The organism is Pirellulimonas nuda (assembly GCF_007750855.1).
GTDB lineage: Bacteria > Planctomycetota > Planctomycetia > Pirellulales > Lacipirellulaceae > Pirellulimonas > Pirellulimonas nuda.
The window spans coordinates 5,104,765-5,120,351 of record NZ_CP036291.1; the positions used below are offsets into that span (position 1 = coordinate 5,104,765).

The 15,587-nt window shown below is 69.6% G+C and carries 15 protein-coding genes; 8 read left to right on the forward strand and 7 right to left on the reverse strand.

The genetic code is table 11. The features are described from left to right. Window positions 1-166 precede the first annotated feature (166 nt). The 6 genes from crtI (at window position 167) to Pla175_RS19850 (ending at window position 7,778) form a co-directional block, all read left to right on the forward strand. Complete coding sequence (crtI, locus tag Pla175_RS19825) at window positions 167-1,729, forward strand: phytoene desaturase family protein (protein WP_197527009.1); 1,563 nt, start codon at window positions 167-169, stop codon at window positions 1,727-1,729. 110 nt (window positions 1,730-1,839) lie between these two features. Beyond that, entirely contained in the window at window positions 1,840-2,748 is a 909-nt protein-coding gene (locus Pla175_RS19830) for a squalene/phytoene synthase family protein (protein WP_197527010.1), read from the forward strand. Then, window positions 2,745-4,256 (forward strand): aldehyde dehydrogenase family protein, encoded by a 1,512-nt coding sequence (locus tag Pla175_RS19835; RefSeq protein WP_145289472.1) that lies wholly within the window; start codon window positions 2,745-2,747, stop codon window positions 4,254-4,256. The genes Pla175_RS19830 and Pla175_RS19835 overlap by 4 nt, the downstream gene beginning before the upstream one ends. After that, entirely contained in the window at window positions 4,253-5,803 is a 1,551-nt protein-coding gene (locus Pla175_RS19840; protein ID WP_145289476.1) for a phytoene desaturase family protein, read from the forward strand. The genes Pla175_RS19835 and Pla175_RS19840 overlap by 4 nt, the downstream gene beginning before the upstream one ends. Window positions 5,804-5,871: 68 nt before the next feature. Next, a complete protein-coding gene (locus Pla175_RS19845) occupies window positions 5,872-6,657 on the forward strand; it encodes a lysophospholipid acyltransferase family protein (RefSeq protein ID WP_145289479.1) in 786 nt (261 codons plus the stop codon). Then, window positions 6,654-7,778, forward strand: coding sequence for a glycosyltransferase family 2 protein (locus Pla175_RS19850; protein ID WP_145289482.1), 1,125 nt, complete (start codon window positions 6,654-6,656; stop codon window positions 7,776-7,778). The genes Pla175_RS19845 and Pla175_RS19850 overlap by 4 nt, the downstream gene beginning before the upstream one ends. Window positions 7,779-7,788: 10 nt before the next feature. Here the strand turns inward: Pla175_RS19850 and Pla175_RS19855 are convergent, their stop codons facing one another. From Pla175_RS19855 to Pla175_RS19865, 3 genes are all read right to left on the reverse strand, one after another. Next, complete coding sequence (locus Pla175_RS19855; RefSeq protein WP_145289485.1) at window positions 7,789-9,585, reverse strand: coiled-coil domain-containing protein; 1,797 nt, start codon at window positions 9,583-9,585, stop codon at window positions 7,789-7,791. Between the two features lie 188 nt (window positions 9,586-9,773). Then, window positions 9,774-10,712, reverse strand: a complete 939-nt coding sequence (locus tag Pla175_RS19860) for a C-terminal binding protein (RefSeq protein WP_145289488.1) — start codon at window positions 10,710-10,712, stop codon at window positions 9,774-9,776. A 41-nt stretch (window positions 10,713-10,753) separates the two neighbouring features. Then, window positions 10,754-12,301 (reverse strand): AMP-dependent synthetase/ligase, encoded by a 1,548-nt coding sequence (locus Pla175_RS19865; protein ID WP_197527011.1) that lies wholly within the window; start codon window positions 12,299-12,301, stop codon window positions 10,754-10,756. A 99-nt stretch (window positions 12,302-12,400) separates the two neighbouring features. On the opposite strand from Pla175_RS19865, the gene Pla175_RS19870 reads away from it, so the two are divergent. Then, window positions 12,401-12,748, forward strand: a complete 348-nt coding sequence (locus tag Pla175_RS19870; protein WP_145289494.1) for a P-II family nitrogen regulator — start codon at window positions 12,401-12,403, stop codon at window positions 12,746-12,748. Window positions 12,749-12,893: 145 nt separating this feature from the next. Continuing rightward, on the forward strand, window positions 12,894-13,565 hold the full coding sequence (locus tag Pla175_RS19875) for an HD domain-containing protein (protein WP_145289498.1): 672 nt from the start codon (window positions 12,894-12,896) through the stop codon (window positions 13,563-13,565). Between the two features lie 24 nt (window positions 13,566-13,589). Here Pla175_RS19875 and Pla175_RS19880 read toward each other — a convergent pair whose 3' ends face one another. The 4 genes from Pla175_RS19880 to Pla175_RS19895 form a co-directional block, all read right to left on the reverse strand. After that, window positions 13,590-14,483, reverse strand: coding sequence for a class II aldolase/adducin family protein (locus Pla175_RS19880; protein ID WP_145289501.1), 894 nt, complete (start codon window positions 14,481-14,483; stop codon window positions 13,590-13,592). 99 nt (window positions 14,484-14,582) lie between these two features. Continuing rightward, window positions 14,583-14,861, reverse strand: a complete 279-nt coding sequence (locus Pla175_RS19885) for a EutN/CcmL family microcompartment protein (RefSeq protein WP_145289504.1) — start codon at window positions 14,859-14,861, stop codon at window positions 14,583-14,585. A gap of 87 nt (window positions 14,862-14,948) precedes the next feature. Further along, window positions 14,949-15,194 (reverse strand): hypothetical protein, encoded by a 246-nt coding sequence (locus Pla175_RS19890; protein ID WP_145289507.1) that lies wholly within the window; start codon window positions 15,192-15,194, stop codon window positions 14,949-14,951. Next, entirely contained in the window at window positions 15,191-15,454 is a 264-nt protein-coding gene (locus Pla175_RS19895) for a EutN/CcmL family microcompartment protein (protein WP_145289510.1), read from the reverse strand. The genes Pla175_RS19890 and Pla175_RS19895 overlap by 4 nt, the downstream gene beginning before the upstream one ends. Between the last annotated feature and the right edge of the window lie 133 nt (window positions 15,455-15,587).

Consider the following 15,587-nt stretch of genomic DNA (forward strand, 5'->3'; position numbering starts at 1 on the left):
AAGCAAGAATTTTGCGTCCCCCCGGGGGGTCACTCTGCCCCCGCCCCCTACAATCGGCCAGCCGAGCTGCCCGCCGGCCGCAACCGCGATCGACGCACCCGCCCTGCCGACCTACGATGGGCGTGCGCTACGAACGACTTCGATCCACCCCAAGGCGGAGCCTTCCTTGAGTCAACACGTTGTGATCGTCGGCGCCGGACCGGGGGGACTCGCCGCAGCGATGCTGCTGGCCAAGTCCGGGGTACGCACCACAGTAGTCGAGGCGCAGCCGTACGTCGGCGGCCGGACCTCGACGCTGCACGACCAGGGGTACTGCTTCGACCGCGGCCCCACGTTTTTTCTCTACCCGCGGATCCTGCAAGAGATTTTCGCCACATGCGGGTACGACCTGTTCGAGGAGTGCCCGATGGCCCGCCTCGACCCGCAGTACCGGCTGGTCTTCGGCGAAGGGGGCCAGCTGGACGCCACCCCCAACGTTGATCGGATGGAGGCCGAGGTCGCCCGCTTTGCCCCGGGCGACGAGCGCGGGCTGCGGCCGTTCCTCGCCGAGAACCGCAAGAAGCTGGACCACTTCCAACCGATCCTCGAGTCGCCGTTCTACAAGATGGCGGACCTGCTGCGGCCCGAGGTGATGCGTTCGGCCCACCTGCTCCGGCCGTGGCGCTCGCTTTATCACGAGGTAGGCCGGTTCTTCAAAGACCCGCGGCTGCGGCTGGCGTTTACGTTCCAGGGCAAGTACCTGGGGATGTCGCCGTTCCAGTGCCCCAGCCTGTTCTCCATCCTGGCCTACCTAGAGTACGAGTACGGCGTGTTCCACCCGATGGGTGGCTGCGGCGCGGTGAGCGAGCGGATGGCGCAGATCGTCCGCGATCTGGGGGGCGAGGTGCTGACCGATCAGCCGGTAGAGAGCATCCAGTTCGCCGGCCGTCGGGCCGTGGGGGTGACCACGCCGAGCGGGCCGATCGCGTGTGACGCCCTGGTGATCAACGCCGACTTCGCCCAAGCGATGCACTCGCTCGTCCCCAACGGGCTGCGGCGCCGCTGGACCGACGCCAAGCTCCAGCAGAAGCGCTACTCGTGCTCGACGTTCATGCTGTACCTGGGACTCAAGGGCGAACAACCGGAGCTGCCGCACCACACGATCTATCTTTCGAAGAGCTACCGGGAGAACCTGCTGAACATCGAGTCGCGGCACCGGCTCGACCCCGACCCCTCGTTCTATGTGCAGAACGCCTCGGTCACCGACCAGAGCCTCGCCCCGCCCGGCGACAGCACGCTGTACATGCTGGTCCCTACGTCGCAGATGCACGCCAACATCGATTGGACGCAAGAGCGGGACCGATTCCGCGCGCTCGCCATCCGCCAGCTCTCCAAGATCGGGCTCAACAACGTCGCAGGACGCATCCGGGTCGAACACGTCGTCACCCCCGCCGACTGGCAGAACGGCTGTCGGATCTTCCGGGGCGCTACGTTCAACCTGGCGCACAACCTGGGGCAGATGCTGTACTGGCGTCCCCACAACCGGTTTGAGGACCTCGACGGCGTCTACCTGGTCGGCGGCGGCACCCACCCCGGCAGCGGCCTGCCGACCATCTACTCATCGGCCCGTATCACCACCGACTCGCTGCTGGCCGACCTGGGCGTAGTGGCTCCGGACAAGCACCGAACCGCCAAGACACCAAGAGCGCCAAGACGCGCCAAGACAGAAGCGGTCGAGAGCCTTAACTGATGCGCGAACGCTGGATCGATCAAGAGTCAAGAGAAGGTAGCGGTGAATAAACAGGTATGAATATCGTCCTTGGCGCGTCTTGGCGCTCTTGGCGTCTTGGCGGTTCTGAAATGGCATCACTCGAACACCTCCTCGAAACCACCAGCCGCACCTTTGCGCTGGCCATCCCGCTGCTCCCCGAGCCGCTGCGGCGGGAGGTGACGCTCGGGTATCTGGTGTTCCGGATCGCCGACACGCTGGAAGACGCCGAGTGCCTCAACCGCGACCAGCGGATCGCCGGGCTGGAAGAGCTGCAAGCGTTGTTGCGAGACCCATCCCCCGCCGACGCCGAGCGGTTCGCCCGCCACTGGACGGCCCTGCACCCGACCACCAACCCCGACTACGCCGGGCTGCTGCGGCAAACGGGAGACGTGCTGGGCGCCGTCGCCCAACTTGAGCCCGCCCCGCGGGAGATCATCCGCCGGCACGCCCGCCGCAGCGCAGCGGGCATGGCCGCCACGCTCCGCGCGGCCCAGCCCAGCGGAGGCTTCGCGCTGCGGGACATCGGCCAACTGAAAGAGTACTGCTACTTCGTCGCCGGCATCGTCGGCGAGATGCTCACGGAGCTGTTCTGTCTGAGGCTGGCGCCGTCGCCGGCCCGCGACGCGCTGACGGGCTGCGCGGCCGCGTTCGGCGAGGGGCTGCAGTTGGTGAACATCCTCAAGGACGCCGACTGCGACGCCGATCAGGGGCGTCGCTACTTGCCCGTCGGCGTGCCGATGGCTGCCCTCTTTGCGTTGGCCCGACGCGACCTGGCCTCGGCGCGGCGGTACGTCGACCTGCTGGCCGACGCCGACGCCCCCTCGGGCTGCATCGCGTTCGCCCGCCTGCCGATGGAGCTGGCCCTCGCCGCGCTGGACCGCCTGGAAACCGCCGGCCCCGGCGCCAAGCTGAGCCGCCAGCAGGTGGCCGACATCCTGGCCGGCGTTACCGGCGCCCTCGCCCCCCAAGTCGCGGCCCCCCAGGACGCAGGCGGATGACGCGGCACACCAGCTCCCGCGCGGCAGCGGCGTCGGTCCGCCCGATCGCCGCGCCCAACGTCGCCACGGCCTTAGCGGCGGCGCGGTCGGCCCAAACCACCTGGGCCGATACTCCGCTGCCCAAGCGGCTGGCGACGCTCCGCGGGCTACGCAGACTGATCGCGGCCGACCCGATGCCCTGGGCAGAAGAACTTGCGGCCGGCGGGCTGCGAACCGTCGCCGAGGGGTTGGCTACGGAGGTCATCCCGCTGCTGGACGCCTGCCGCTTCGCCCAGCGCGTCGCCCCCGCGCTGCTGCGAGAGCAGCGGCTCTCGACGGCCGGGCGGCCCTTCTGGTGCCGGGGCGTGTCGGTGCGCGTCCGTCGCGAGCCGCTGGGCGTGGTGCTGCTGATCGGCCCCGGCAACTACCCGCTGTTCTTGCTGGGGGTACAGGTCGTTCACGCGATCGCCGCGGGGAACGCCGTGTTGGTGAAGCCCCCCCCGGGGGGCGAGGCGCCGGCGCTGCGTCTGGTTGCGTCGCTGCGGGAAGCCGGGGTCCACCCGTGCGTGGTCCAACTGCTCGACGCCGACCCGTCGTCCGCCCAACAGGCGATCGAGCTGGGGGTCGACAAGATCGTCCTCACCGGCGGCGTGAAGACGGGCCGCAGGGTGCTGCACGGCGCCGCGGAGACCCTCACGCCGACCACGATGGAGCTCAGCGGCTGCGACGCCGCGTGGGTGCTGGGCAGCGCCGACCTGGAACGCGCGGCCCGCTGCTTGGCGTTCGGGTTAACGCTCAACTCCGGCGCCACCTGCATCGCCCCCCGGCGGGTTTACGTAGACGAACGTCACGCAGACGCCCTGTGCGACAAGCTGCTCCGGCAGCTTGCCGGCGCCGAGGCCTGCATCGTCCCCGAGGCCAACCGCGCCGAAGCCCACCGGCTCATCGGCCAGGCGCTGGACGCCGGGGCGACGCTCCTCTCCCCCAAGACCGGCTACGACCCCAGCCGGGGCGCGTTCCCACCGGTCGTGCTGCGCGTCGATCGCGGCCCCGTGGAGTTGCAGCGCAGCGACTTGTTCGCCCCGGTGATGACCGTCGCCCCGGTCGTCAGCGAACAAGAGCTGCTGGCCGAGACGCGCCGCTGCCCCTACGGTCTGGGGGTGAGCATCTTCGGCGACGAGCACGACGCGTTGCGGCTGGCCCGGCAGGCGCCGGCCGGGTGCGTGACGATCAACGACATCATCGCCCCCACGGCCGACCCACGCGTGCCGTTCAGCGGCTGGGGCCAGAGCGGCTTCGGCGTGACCCGGGGCAGCGCGGGGCTGCTCGAGATGACCCGCTTGAAGGCCGTGGTCGCCCGCCGCGGCGCGTGGCTGCCGCACCTCGACCCGCCGCGGCCCGGCCTCGCCAAGTTGTTAGCGGGCTTCCTGACCTACTCCCACGCCGGCACAATGGCCGGGCGGTGGCGCGGCCTGCGGGACGTGGCCGGGGCGCTCCGCGAGAAACCATCTAGCACGGACGAACCATGATCGCACCAGCAGCCGATTCCCAAGCGGGGACCCACGTAGGCGTCATCGGCGCCGGGCTCGGGGGGCTCGCCGCGGCCTGCACGCTGGCCGCGCGCGGCTACCGCGTCACCCTCTTCGAGCGCAACGGCTGGCTCGGCGGCAAGGCCGCGGTGCTGCACGCGGACGGGTTCCGGTTCGACATGGGGCCCACCATCCTCACGGTCCCCTCGGTGCTGCGCCGCGTGTTCGACGAGGCGGGTGTGCGGATGGAAGACCGCCTCGACCTGGTGGCGCTCGACCCGCAGTGGCGCTGCTTCTTCGAGGACAAGAGCGTGCTCGACCTGGTGGCAGACACCCAGGCGATGAAGCAGCGGCTGCACGCGTTTGCGGGACCGAAGGTGGCCAGCGGCTACGAGCGGTTCCTGGGCGCCTCGCAACGGCTGCACGAGATCTCCGAGCGTTTCTTCTTCTGGAAGAGCGTCGGCGGCATCATGGACACGCTCGACTTCAGCCAGACGTTCACCCCCGCGGTGCTGAGCGATTTGCTGCAGTTGCGGATGGGGAAGACCGTCGCGGCGTCGGTGCGGTCTTACGTCCCCGAAGCGCGGGTGGCGCAGATGATCGACCACTTCACGCAGTACGTCGGCTCGTCGCCCGACGCCTCGCCGGCGGTGCTGTGCGGCATCGCCCACATGCAAACCAGCGAGGGGATCTGGTACCCGATGGGGGGGACGCGGGCCGTGCCCGAGGCGCTCGAGAAGCTCGCCGGCGAGCTGGGGGTCGAGTTCCGCTTGAACGCCCCGGTTGCGAAGATCACGGTCGAGCGGGGCGAGGCGACCGGGGTGGTGCTGGAGGGCGGCGAGCGCGTGGCGCTCGACGCGGTGGTCTCCAACAGCGACAGCGTGCTGACGCACGAAGAGCTGCTCGGCGGCGCAACCTGGAAGAAGTTCCGCAAGCGTCGCAAGTACGAGCCCGCCTGCTCCGGCGTGGTGCTCTACTTAGGGCTGACGCAGCGGTACGACCAACTGCTGCACCACAACTTTATCTTCTCGCGCGACCCGCACGAAGAGTTCGAGGCCATCTACCGCCGCGGCGAGACAGCCCCCGACCCCACCTGCTACGTGGCCGCACCGGCGACAACCGAAGCGGCCGTGGCGCCCGAGGGGGGCGAGGCGCTCTACATCCTGGTCCACACCCCCTACCGACGCGACGGGCAAGATTGGTCGAAGATGCTCCCCGCGTACCGCCAGGTGATCCTCGACAAGCTGAAGCGGACCGCCGGGCTTGAGGACATCGAGCAGCGTATCGTCAGCGAGCACGCCCTCACGCCGCAAGACATCGAAGACCGTTACCACGTGCCGCGCGGCGCCATCTACGGGCTCGCGAGCCACGGGCGGTTCCTCGGGGCGTTCAAGCCCGCCAACCGCAGCCGTGACGTGAAGAACCTGTACCTCGCCGGGGGCGCGGCCCACCCCGGGCCCGGGATGCCGATGGTGTTGATGAGCGGCTGGATCGCGGCCGACTCGTTGGACCAGGACCTGGGTGCGGTGGCGAGCGGGGCGGGCTAGGCCTCCCTCAAGTAGAAGCACAACGCAACGCAACTCCGGTGGCTCACGCCCCCGGCTCGCTCAGGGAAATGAATCCACAAGCGCCCCAGAGCTCGGCCCAGCTGGTTGGTTGGTTCCGGTGGTACGTACGCCGGTTCGCCCGCAAGCACCTGCACTCGGTCTGTCTGGCCAGCGACGGCATCCCCAGCGACCCCGCCGGTCCGCTGATCGTGTACGGCAACCACGCCGGCTGGTGGGACCCGCTGGTGGCGCTGTTGATCGCGCACCGTGTGTTTCCGAACCGAGCGATCTACGCCCCGTTCGACGCCGAAGCGCTGCGTCGCTACCCGTTCTTTGAGCGGCTGGGGTTTTTTGGGGTCGAACAAGACTCGCCGCGCGGCGCCGCGGCTTTCCTGAAGACATCGCAGGGGGTGCTGGCCCGCCCGGGGGCGAGCCTCTGGATCACCCCCGAGGGCCGGTTCACCGACCCGCGCGACCACGACGCCCCGTTGCGGCCCGGGCTGGCGCACCTGGCGGCAAGCCTGCCCAACGCGACGCTGCTCCCGCTGGCGACCGAGTACCCGTTCTGGGAAGAGAAGCTGCCCGAGGCGCTCAGCCGGTTCGGCACGCCCCTGCTCGCCGCGGAGTACGCCGGCCTGAGCAAGGAGGCGTGGTCGGGGCTGCTCCACGGCCGGCTGCGTGAAACCCAGCGGCTGCTGGCCGAGCAGTCGCTGGCGCGAGACGGCGCCGCGTTCGAGGTGCTGGTCGGCGGCAGCGCAGGGGTCGGCGGCGTCTACGAGTGGGTCCGCCGGACCGCCGCGGCGGCTTCGGGCCGATCGTACCGCGCCAGCCACGGAGCCAAGCTCTCCCGATGACCGCTCTTGCCTGGTGCTCGCTGGCGCTCGCGCTGATCCCTGCGTGGTTCTATTGCCGCAACACGCCGATCTTCCGGGTTCCGCCGCCGATCGACCCTCAGGCGCCGCCCATCGCCCTGTCGGTGCTGATCCCGGCGCGCGACGAGGCGGCGAACATCGGCGACTGCCTGCTGGCGGTGCTCGCGTCAACCGGCGTCGATCTTGAGGCCGTGGTGCTGGACGACCACTCCACCGATCAGACCGCCGCGATCGTCCGACAGATGGCCAGCGCCGACCGCCGTGTCCGCTTGATCGTGCCGCCCCAACTGCCGGCCGGCTGGAACGGCAAGCAGCACGCCTGCTGGCGGCTCACCCAAGAGGCGGCGCACGATGAGTGGGTATTCCTCGACGCCGACGTCCGCGTCACGCCAGACGCCTTCGCCCGCGCGGCGGCCGAGCGGCGCGCCCGCGCGATCGACTTGTTCGGCGGGTTCCCTCATCAGCAAACCGGCACGCTGCTTGAAAAGTTGCTGATCCCGTTGATCCCGTTCGTGCTGCTGGGCTACCTGTCGCTGCGGCAGATGCGGCGTTCGTATGGGCTGGGCTGGGCGGCCGGCTGCGGGCAGTTTTTTGTCACGCACCGCCACGCCTACGCCGCCTCGGGGGGCCACGCCGCGATCCGCGCGTCGCGTCACGACGGGGTGATGCTACCCCGCGCCTACCGACGCGCGCGGCTCAGGTCAGACGTGTTCGACGCGTCTCCGCTGGCGACGTGCCGGATGTACGACGGCGCCCGGGCCGTATGGCAGGGGCTGGCCAAGAACGCGGTAGAGGGCGCCGCGGCGCCGCGGACCATCGTGCCGGTCACGCTCCTGCTGGTGGTGGGGCAGGTGCTGCCGCTGCCGGGGATGGCGGCCGCTTTGGCGTGGGGCGATTGGCCGGCGGCCGGCCTGTTCGGCGCCGCGTGGTTGCTGGGGCTGGGGGTCCGGTTGCACGCGGCCCGGCGGTTCCGGCAAGACCTGCTGGGGGCCTGGCTCCACCCGCTGGGCGTGGCCGTGTTGATGGCGCTGCAGTGGTTCGCCCTGGGGGCGTGGCTCGTCGGTTCCCAGCCCGCCTGGCGGGGCCGACCGGCGACCGCGTAGCCCCCCGAGCCTACTTTCCTTCGCCGCCGCCGAGGCCCATCTTCCGCATCCAGTTGCTCTGTGACTTGCCGCCCGAGGCGGCGGGCTGCTGTGCGTGGCGGACGTTGTCCGCCATCCCCTCCAGCTCGATCCGCCACTCCGCCAGCTCGGACTGCTCGCGGGCGATGCGGGCCCGCTCCACCGAGAGCTCAAGCTCCGCCTCGCGCAGCTTGGCCTCCCATTGACCGCGTAGTTCCTCGACACGGGCCAGCTCTGCGTCGACCGCCGCGTCGTTGATCACCGGCGCCGGGGCCGCTGCCGCGTCGCAGGCCTCGTCGCAGCGGGCAGAACTCTCCTCGAGCGCCTGCCGCAGTTGGGCGATCTCTCGGTCCTTGCCGGCGACCACCTCATCGGTGATCCGGACCGTCCCCTCGATCGTGGCCCGCTCTTCACGCCGCTCGGGCGACGAGTCCCCTTCCAGGCTGGCCAGCATGCGTCGCTTCTGCGACTCCCAGTCCGAGCCGTTCTCGGCAACCGGCGCCTGCAGCAGCTTGGCCTCGAGCTCGGCCTTCTCCGACTTGAGCTGACGGATGTCGTCGACGGCCATCTCGAACCGGCGGCGAAGCTCGTCGTCGTCCGCGGCGCCCCCGCCCGACGCGGCGGCCGCGTTCTCCAGTTCCGCGATCCGCGCCAGCGCGGCGTCTCGGTCGTCGCGGGTTTGTTCTAGTTCGATCAGCAGCGACTCGCCCAAACCGGGGTCCGCCCCCTCGGCCTCAAGCTCCGCCAGCCGCGCCCGCAGGCCCGCGGCGTCTTGCTGCGCCAGCTCGAACTTCTTCTCGAGCGCTGCCAGCTCGTCGGCCGAGGGCGCCAACTCCCGCTGCTCGACCGCCGCCAGCAGCGACGCGTTGAGCTGTTCGCACTGCTCGGCGGAGGCCTGGCGTTCTTTGCTGCGGGCCTCGGCCTCGCGTTTGAGGTCCGCGCGGAGCCGCTCAATGGCCTCGTCGGCGCTCGCCCGCTCCGCGGCCGCTTCTTCCTCGAGACGCTGCATCTCGTCCAGCGTGGCGTCGCGCTCCGATTCGAGCACGGTGATCGCGGCCGAGGTCTGATCGTCCCGGTCCTCGAGTCGGAGCGAGAACGACTCAAGCTCGGCCTGCGCGGCGGCCAGCTCCTTGGTCAACCGGGCCACGCGCTCGTCGACCTCGCGGTTGGCGCCCGACTCACCGGACTCGATCTGGGCGGCGCGGTCGGCGAGCTCGTTCGAGCGGGCGTCCAGCTCGGCGAGCTTGGTCTCGATCTCTGCTTCGAGCCGCTCGAGGTCGGCGTAGCTGGTCTCCAACTGGGCCGCTTCGGCGGCCTGGTCGGCCTCCCGCTGGGCCAACGCTTCGGACTGCTGCTGCAATCGTTGGGTGGTTTCGTCGAGTTTCTGCTCGCGTTCGGCCAGCTCTTGGTTGCGGGCCTCGATTTCTTCCAGCCCCTCAAGGGTCTGCCGGTCGAGGCTAGCACGCTCTTGGGCCAGCTCTGCCCGCTCCGACTCGATGGATTCGTGGGCGCGGTCCAGCTCCTGGGCGCGACCGTCGAGCTCCTGGATCAGCTCGGCCGACCGCTCCTCGATGCTGGACGACTGGAGCAGTCGTTCCGACTCCAGTTCGGCCGACACCTGGTCCGCGATGGCCTGCAGTTCGGCGCCCAGCCGGTCTTCGAGCGTCTGGAACGACGCGTCTCGCTCCGCCGCCCGAGAGGCGAACCTGCCCCGCAGGTCGCGCAGCCGGCCGCCGCTGGCCGCGGCGAGCGCGTCGGCTTGCGGATCGCTGTGCGGCTGGCTGTCCATGCAGGCGGCTGGGGGGGTGGCGGGCGCGTCGGATACGGGGACCCCGGGCCGCAGGCGACCATGGTTTCCCCTAGGGGGATATAGGGCGCAATAGGGCTCCGGTCAAAGCGGCGCGGCGCGGTGGAAGCGGTTAGGCCCGTCACACGGCTTGCAGCGGACGGGGCGCCCCACCAGTCAGCAAAAAGCCATTAATTGACCACGTTTTCCGGCTGCTCTCCGGCCAGCACCGCCGCCACCTGATGGGCCACGCGCGTGCGCAGGTCGATCATCGACTGGGTAGAAACAAACGCCGTGTGCGGGGTCACCAGCACCCTGGGGTGGTTGTACGGCGGCGCGCTGAGGTCGGGGGGCTCCGGCGTTTGCACGTCGAGCGCAACGCCCGCGAGCCGGCCCTGAGCGAGCGTGCGGGCCAGCGCGTCGTGGTCTACTAGCCCGCCGCGAGAGGTGTTGATCAAGAACGCGTCGGGCTTCATCAACGCCAGCGTCCGATCGTTGATCATCTTGTGGGTCTCGTCCGTCAGCGGCGCCAACAGCGCGACAAAATCGCTCTCGGCCAGCAACTGGTCGAGCGGGGCCCAAGCCACCCCTTCCGGCGTCGATCCCGAGCGGTTGTTCCCCAGCACCCGGCACCCCAGCGCACGGGCCATCTCGGCCACGCGTGATCCGATGCGGCCCAAGCCGATCACGCCGAACGTCTGGCCCGCGATCCGCCGGTAGGGCTCTGCGTCGACCAGGCTGTAGCGGCCCGCGCGGGTGGCGATGGCGCACTCGGCGATCTTGCGGGCCATCGCAAAGGCCAGCCCGATCGTGTGCTCGGCCACCTCCGTCACGCAGTAGTCCGGCACGTTGGTGACCACGACGCCGCGCTCGGTGGCGCGGGCCACGTCGATATTATCCAGCCCGACCCCGGTACGCGCGATGTGCCGCAGGTTCGGCGCCGCGTCGATCACCCGCGCCGTGGTGGGCGCCCAGCAGGTGATGATGGCGTCGGCGTCCCCTACCTGGGCCGCGAGCGTGGCTTCTTGGTTGTTGGACGCTTCGCGCAGGTCGATGCCGGCCGCGGACAGGATGGCCCGCTCTACCTCGACGTCGGCCCAGGGGTGATCGGTGTAGAACGCGTTTGGCATCGGCGGATCCGGCGGGTCGGTTGGCGGCTAGCGGTTGGCGGCTAGCGGTTGGCGGCGTCGGTGCGACGCTGCGCGTACATCCTGGCGATCTCTGGGGCGAAGTGCAACGCTACCGCGCCGCGGCGGAGGCTCAGCTTGGGGGTCATTTCACCGCGTTCGATGGAGAAACCACGCCCGATGAGGGTAAACACCCCAACGCCTTCCGTGCCCACACGCGAAGCAATCTCCCGTGCGTACAACGCACGGACATGCGGGTGGTTCAGCGCCCCGCGTTTAGACCAGACCCACAGCCGACGCCTGCGGACTTCGGCCCGTAGCCGGTCTGGGTTCGGCACGATTAGGGCGCCCAGGCATGGCTGGCCCTCGCCGACGACGATCGCTTGCTCGATCCACGGCGACGCGGCGAGCTTCGCTTCGAGCGCTGCGGGCGAGGCCTTCTTGCCCGTTGAGAGCACGATCAGCTCTTTCTTCCGGCCGGTGATGATGAGGAAGCCGTCGTCGGTCCACGCGCCCAGGTCGCCGGTGCAGAGCCAGCCGTCGGAAAACGCGGCCCGGGTAGCGGCGTCGTTGCGCCAGTAGCCCATCATCACCCCCGGACCGCGGACCAGCACCTCCTCCCCCTCGTCGAGCCGGACCTCGACCCCGGGGAGCGGCCTCCCCACGGCGCCCGCCCGGTGGGCGGCCAGTGTTGAGGCCGTGACCACCGGCGCGGCCTCGGTGAGCCCGTAGCCCGACATCAACGGCAGCCCCGCCGACTCGAAGGCCGACTCGATCTCGCCGGCCATCGCGGCGCCGCCGCTGTAGCAGTGCGTGATGGCCCCACCCAGCAGCCGTTTCAGCGAGGCGCCCACGGAGGCCTCTCCCCCGGCGGACGCTTCGGCGAACAGCTTCTGACAGAAGTAGGGGACCGAGTTGATCGCGGTCGGCCGCGCTAGTGCGCAGTCGCGTAGGATCGTCTCGCGCGACTCGGCCAGCACCAGCCGCGACCGCCGCACGAGCCACGTGTACAGGTCGCACGTGCGGGCGTACAGGTGGCTCAGCGGCAGCATGCAGAGCCGCAGCTCTTGGGACGCCTCGGGCCCCCCCGGCGGCGCCGCCGCGTGGCTGCTTACGGCTTCGCTGAGCGCCGCCGCGTTGGCCAGCAGGTTCGCGTGCGAGAGCATCACCCCCAGCGGCTCGCCCGACGTGCCCGAGGTGAAGACGATGGTCGCTAGTCCGGGGGGCGACGCGGGCCCGCCGTCGCTAGGCGCCATGCTCCGGAGTTCGCCCCCCTCCACCTGCATGCGCGCCCCCACACACAGCAAGATCGCCTCGACCTGCGGGGCCGGCGCGGAGGCGTGCACCGGGACGCTCACCCCCCCGGCGCGGGCGATCGCCAGGTCGGCGATGCACCAAGCTGTGCTGTTGGCGCCGCGGAGCAGCACCCTGTCGCCCGGCGCCAGGCCGGCCGTGGCGAGCGACGAGGCGACGCGATCGACCTCGCTGTTGATCTTTCCCCAGGTGAGCCAACCAAGTTCCCCACCGACAATTGCGCCGAGCGCCTCGCCATGCGGGTCGGCCGCCGCGTTGGCCGCTAGCAGATCGGCCATAGTCGTGGGCGCAGGCATGGGGTGATTGTCCCGCCGGCCCCGTCGGCCAGCAAGAGAGCCGACTGCCCCCGGCCGCTGCGGTCGGATAGAATGCCGGGCATGAAACTCGTTGTGGCGGTGATCCAGCCAACCAAACTCGACACGGTCCGCAAGGCGCTCGCCCGTTTGGGTGTGACGCGCATGACCGTGTGCGACGCGATGGGCTACGCCCGCCAGCGGGGGCACATCGAGACCTACCGCGGCCACGAGTACCAGAGCAAGCTGCTGCGCAAGGTGGCGCTTGAGATCGCGGTGAACGAGGACTACCTCGACCGCACGCTGGCCTGCCTAGAAGAGCACGCCCGCACCAGTGCGGAAGGCCACATCGGCGACGGCAAGATCTTCGTCCTGCCGATCGACCACGCCGTCCAGATCAACGACGGAACCACCGGCCCCAGCGTCGCTTAAGGCCTCCAGAGTGGTTCGACGGTCGCGGGCGGCCCCCCGGCGGGCGCGGTCAGAATCTCTGTTCTCTCTTTTCGCCCGCTTCAATTAAGCTAGATCGAAGCGGAGGGTTTGTACGCGTCAGGCGACGACACCCAGAGGACCAGCCATGCGCAGTCCACGCGTCCGGCATCAGATCGCTTGGGAAGCGGCCCGGCTGATGCTTGAGTTCCCGCAGCTGTGCATCGCGTCGGCCAAGGTCGAGGCGACCCGACGGATCGCTCCCGCGGGCGCCCCGCGGCGCGACCTGCCCAGCGACGCCGAGGTGGGCCGGCAGTACCACGGGCTCGCGGCGCCCCCCGGCGGCGAGGGCGCCCCGTCGGATGCCGACCGCTACGCCCGCTATCAAGCGTTGCTGGTCCCACTAGAGAACGTCCGTCAGAACCCCCGCTACCACCCGGAAGGGGACGCGCTCTACCACTCGCTGCAGGTGTTCGACCACGCCCGCGACCACGACCCCTACGACGCGGAGCTGCTGGCGGCGGCGCTTCTGCACGACGTCGGCAAGGCGATCGACCGCCACGACCACGAAGCCGCCAGCGCCCGGGCGCTACGCGGTCTGGCGAGTGAGCGGACGCTGTGGCTGATCGAGAACCACATGCGCTGCCACGAGTTGGGCGAGGGGAAGCTGGGCGCCCGCGCTAAGCGGCGCTTGCAGCAGAGCCCCTGGTGGGACGAGCTGGTGCTGCTGAGCGAGTGCGACCGGGCCGGCAGGCGCGCAGGGGTTGAGGCGCCAGAGCTGGAGGAGGCGCTGGAGTACCTGCGGGAGGTGGAGGGTTAGTGCGTGTGCGCCACTGACAGCGCTTTACAGGCGCCAGCAGTCGTCTGTGTTGCACACGGCGCCGGTCGCCAGGTTTGAGCTGCCCAGGGCCTGCGTGACGCGTTCGGTGATGAGCCGCACCAGCGCGTCTTCGTCCACTCCAGCCGGGGCGCCCTGGCTGGGGCCGGTCGGCTTCTCGAACGCCTTGCGGCTCACACCGGTTTCCTGCCAGGTTTCGCGGAAGATGTCGTTCCCGCAGATGTCGCAGTCCTTGTACTCCTCGGTAAGCCGGGCGTCGCCCATGCCCCACTGCTTCTTCAGCTCGAGCAGCTCGTGGCTCTTCTCCTGGCTGAGGTACTGCACGTGCCCCAACTGGCGGGCGAGCATCAGGATGCGGCAGTAGGCGTCCAGGATCTCGGTCCACCAATAGGCCCGTTCGACGGTTTCGCCGAAGCTTACCGTGCCGTGGTTGGCCAGGATCACGACGTTCGTCTTGTGGACAAACGGCAGCAGCGTCTCGGCGAACGCCTTGCCGCCGGGGGTTTCGTACTTGGTGATCGGCACGTCGCCCAGGAACACCTCGACCTCCGGCAGCACGCACTGCGGGATCGGCTCGCGGGCCACGGCGAACGCGGTGGCGTGGGGCGGGTGGCAGTGCACCACGCTCTTGATCTCTGGCCGCGCCTTCATGATCTCGAGGTGCAACAGCGCCTCGCTGGAGCGCTTCTTCACGCCCGCGGTCTGGTTCCCCTCCATGTCGATCGTGCAGATGTCGGCCGGGGTGAGGAACCCTTTGGACACCATGGTCGGCGTGCAGAGGACCTCGTTCGGGCCGACGCGGACGGTGATGTTCCCGTCGTTCGCGGCCGCAAACCCCTTCTTGTAGATGCGGTCGCCGATATCGCAGATGTCTTGCTTCAGTCGGTGGATGTTGAGCATAGAAGTAGGGTTTAGGTTTAAGGTCTTAGTCGTTAGTAGTGGATCGCAACTTCTGAGCGGAGGGCGCCAACCCTCCGATTGGGTCTCGGTCGCAGGCTCTTACAGGTTTAAGTCGTCCAAGATCGCTGCGCAGTAGGCGTCTACCGGTTTCACGGCTGGTCGGAACGGCTGCGCCGCCTCGCCCCCCTCGCTCACGGCGATGAGCGAGCCGATCCCCGCGCCCAGCTCGTCCCACACCACCAAGGTTTCACCCGACGGGTCGTCTCCCTCGGGCAGCTCCCCCAGCGTCAGCGGCGTGGCCAGCCGTAGCCGCGCGCCGTCGAACGTCGCGTGGCAGCGGCTGAGCGTGACGGTTCCTTGCACTTTGGCGATTCGCATCGTCTGGGCCTACGAAGTAAATGTCTAAAGCACGGATTTCACGGATTGGGATGCGGCTCGCTTCTGAATCAATCCGTGGCGTCCGGGTTATCCGCGGTTACTCGTCTTGATCTCGATCCGGCGTTGACGCAGCTCGTCGCGGACGCTCGGCGTGACGACCGCGCCCGCGGCGATCGTTAGCGCTGCGACCCCGTCAAGCTTGCCGGCAATGGTTTCCAAACATACGACGCGCTCGGTGAGCACGAGCTCTCCGGCCTGCGGCTTGACCGCGCCAAGCCGCCGCAGGACCTCCTGGACGATCCATTCGAGTTGTGCGGGGGATAGCTCCATCATTCTGCGTCAACGATCCCCATCACGCTCCAGCGCACCGGGGTGGTCTTGCTGCCGACCATCTCACGCGTCGCCCGGCCGTCGCTGGTGAGCATCACGCGGTCGCCGCGGGCGGCGCCGAGACGGTCGATCGCGAGCTGCGGGTCTCCATCGGGCGACTGGCCGTCCGCCAGCAACGGCTGGGCGACCACCAACCGCCACCCCTGAAGCGACGGGTGCTTCGTGGTGGAGGTAGCCGTGCCGGCGATGCGGGCGAGGAGCATGGGGGAGGCGTTAGGTGTTAGTTGTTAGGTGTTAGTCTTTAGGAACGAAGTCTTGTGAGCCGGGGCGTCCTCGCCCCCGGCGCGGTGCGAATCTCGTTGTCAACTCAAGCCTCTGCGACGGGGCGGAGCCCGT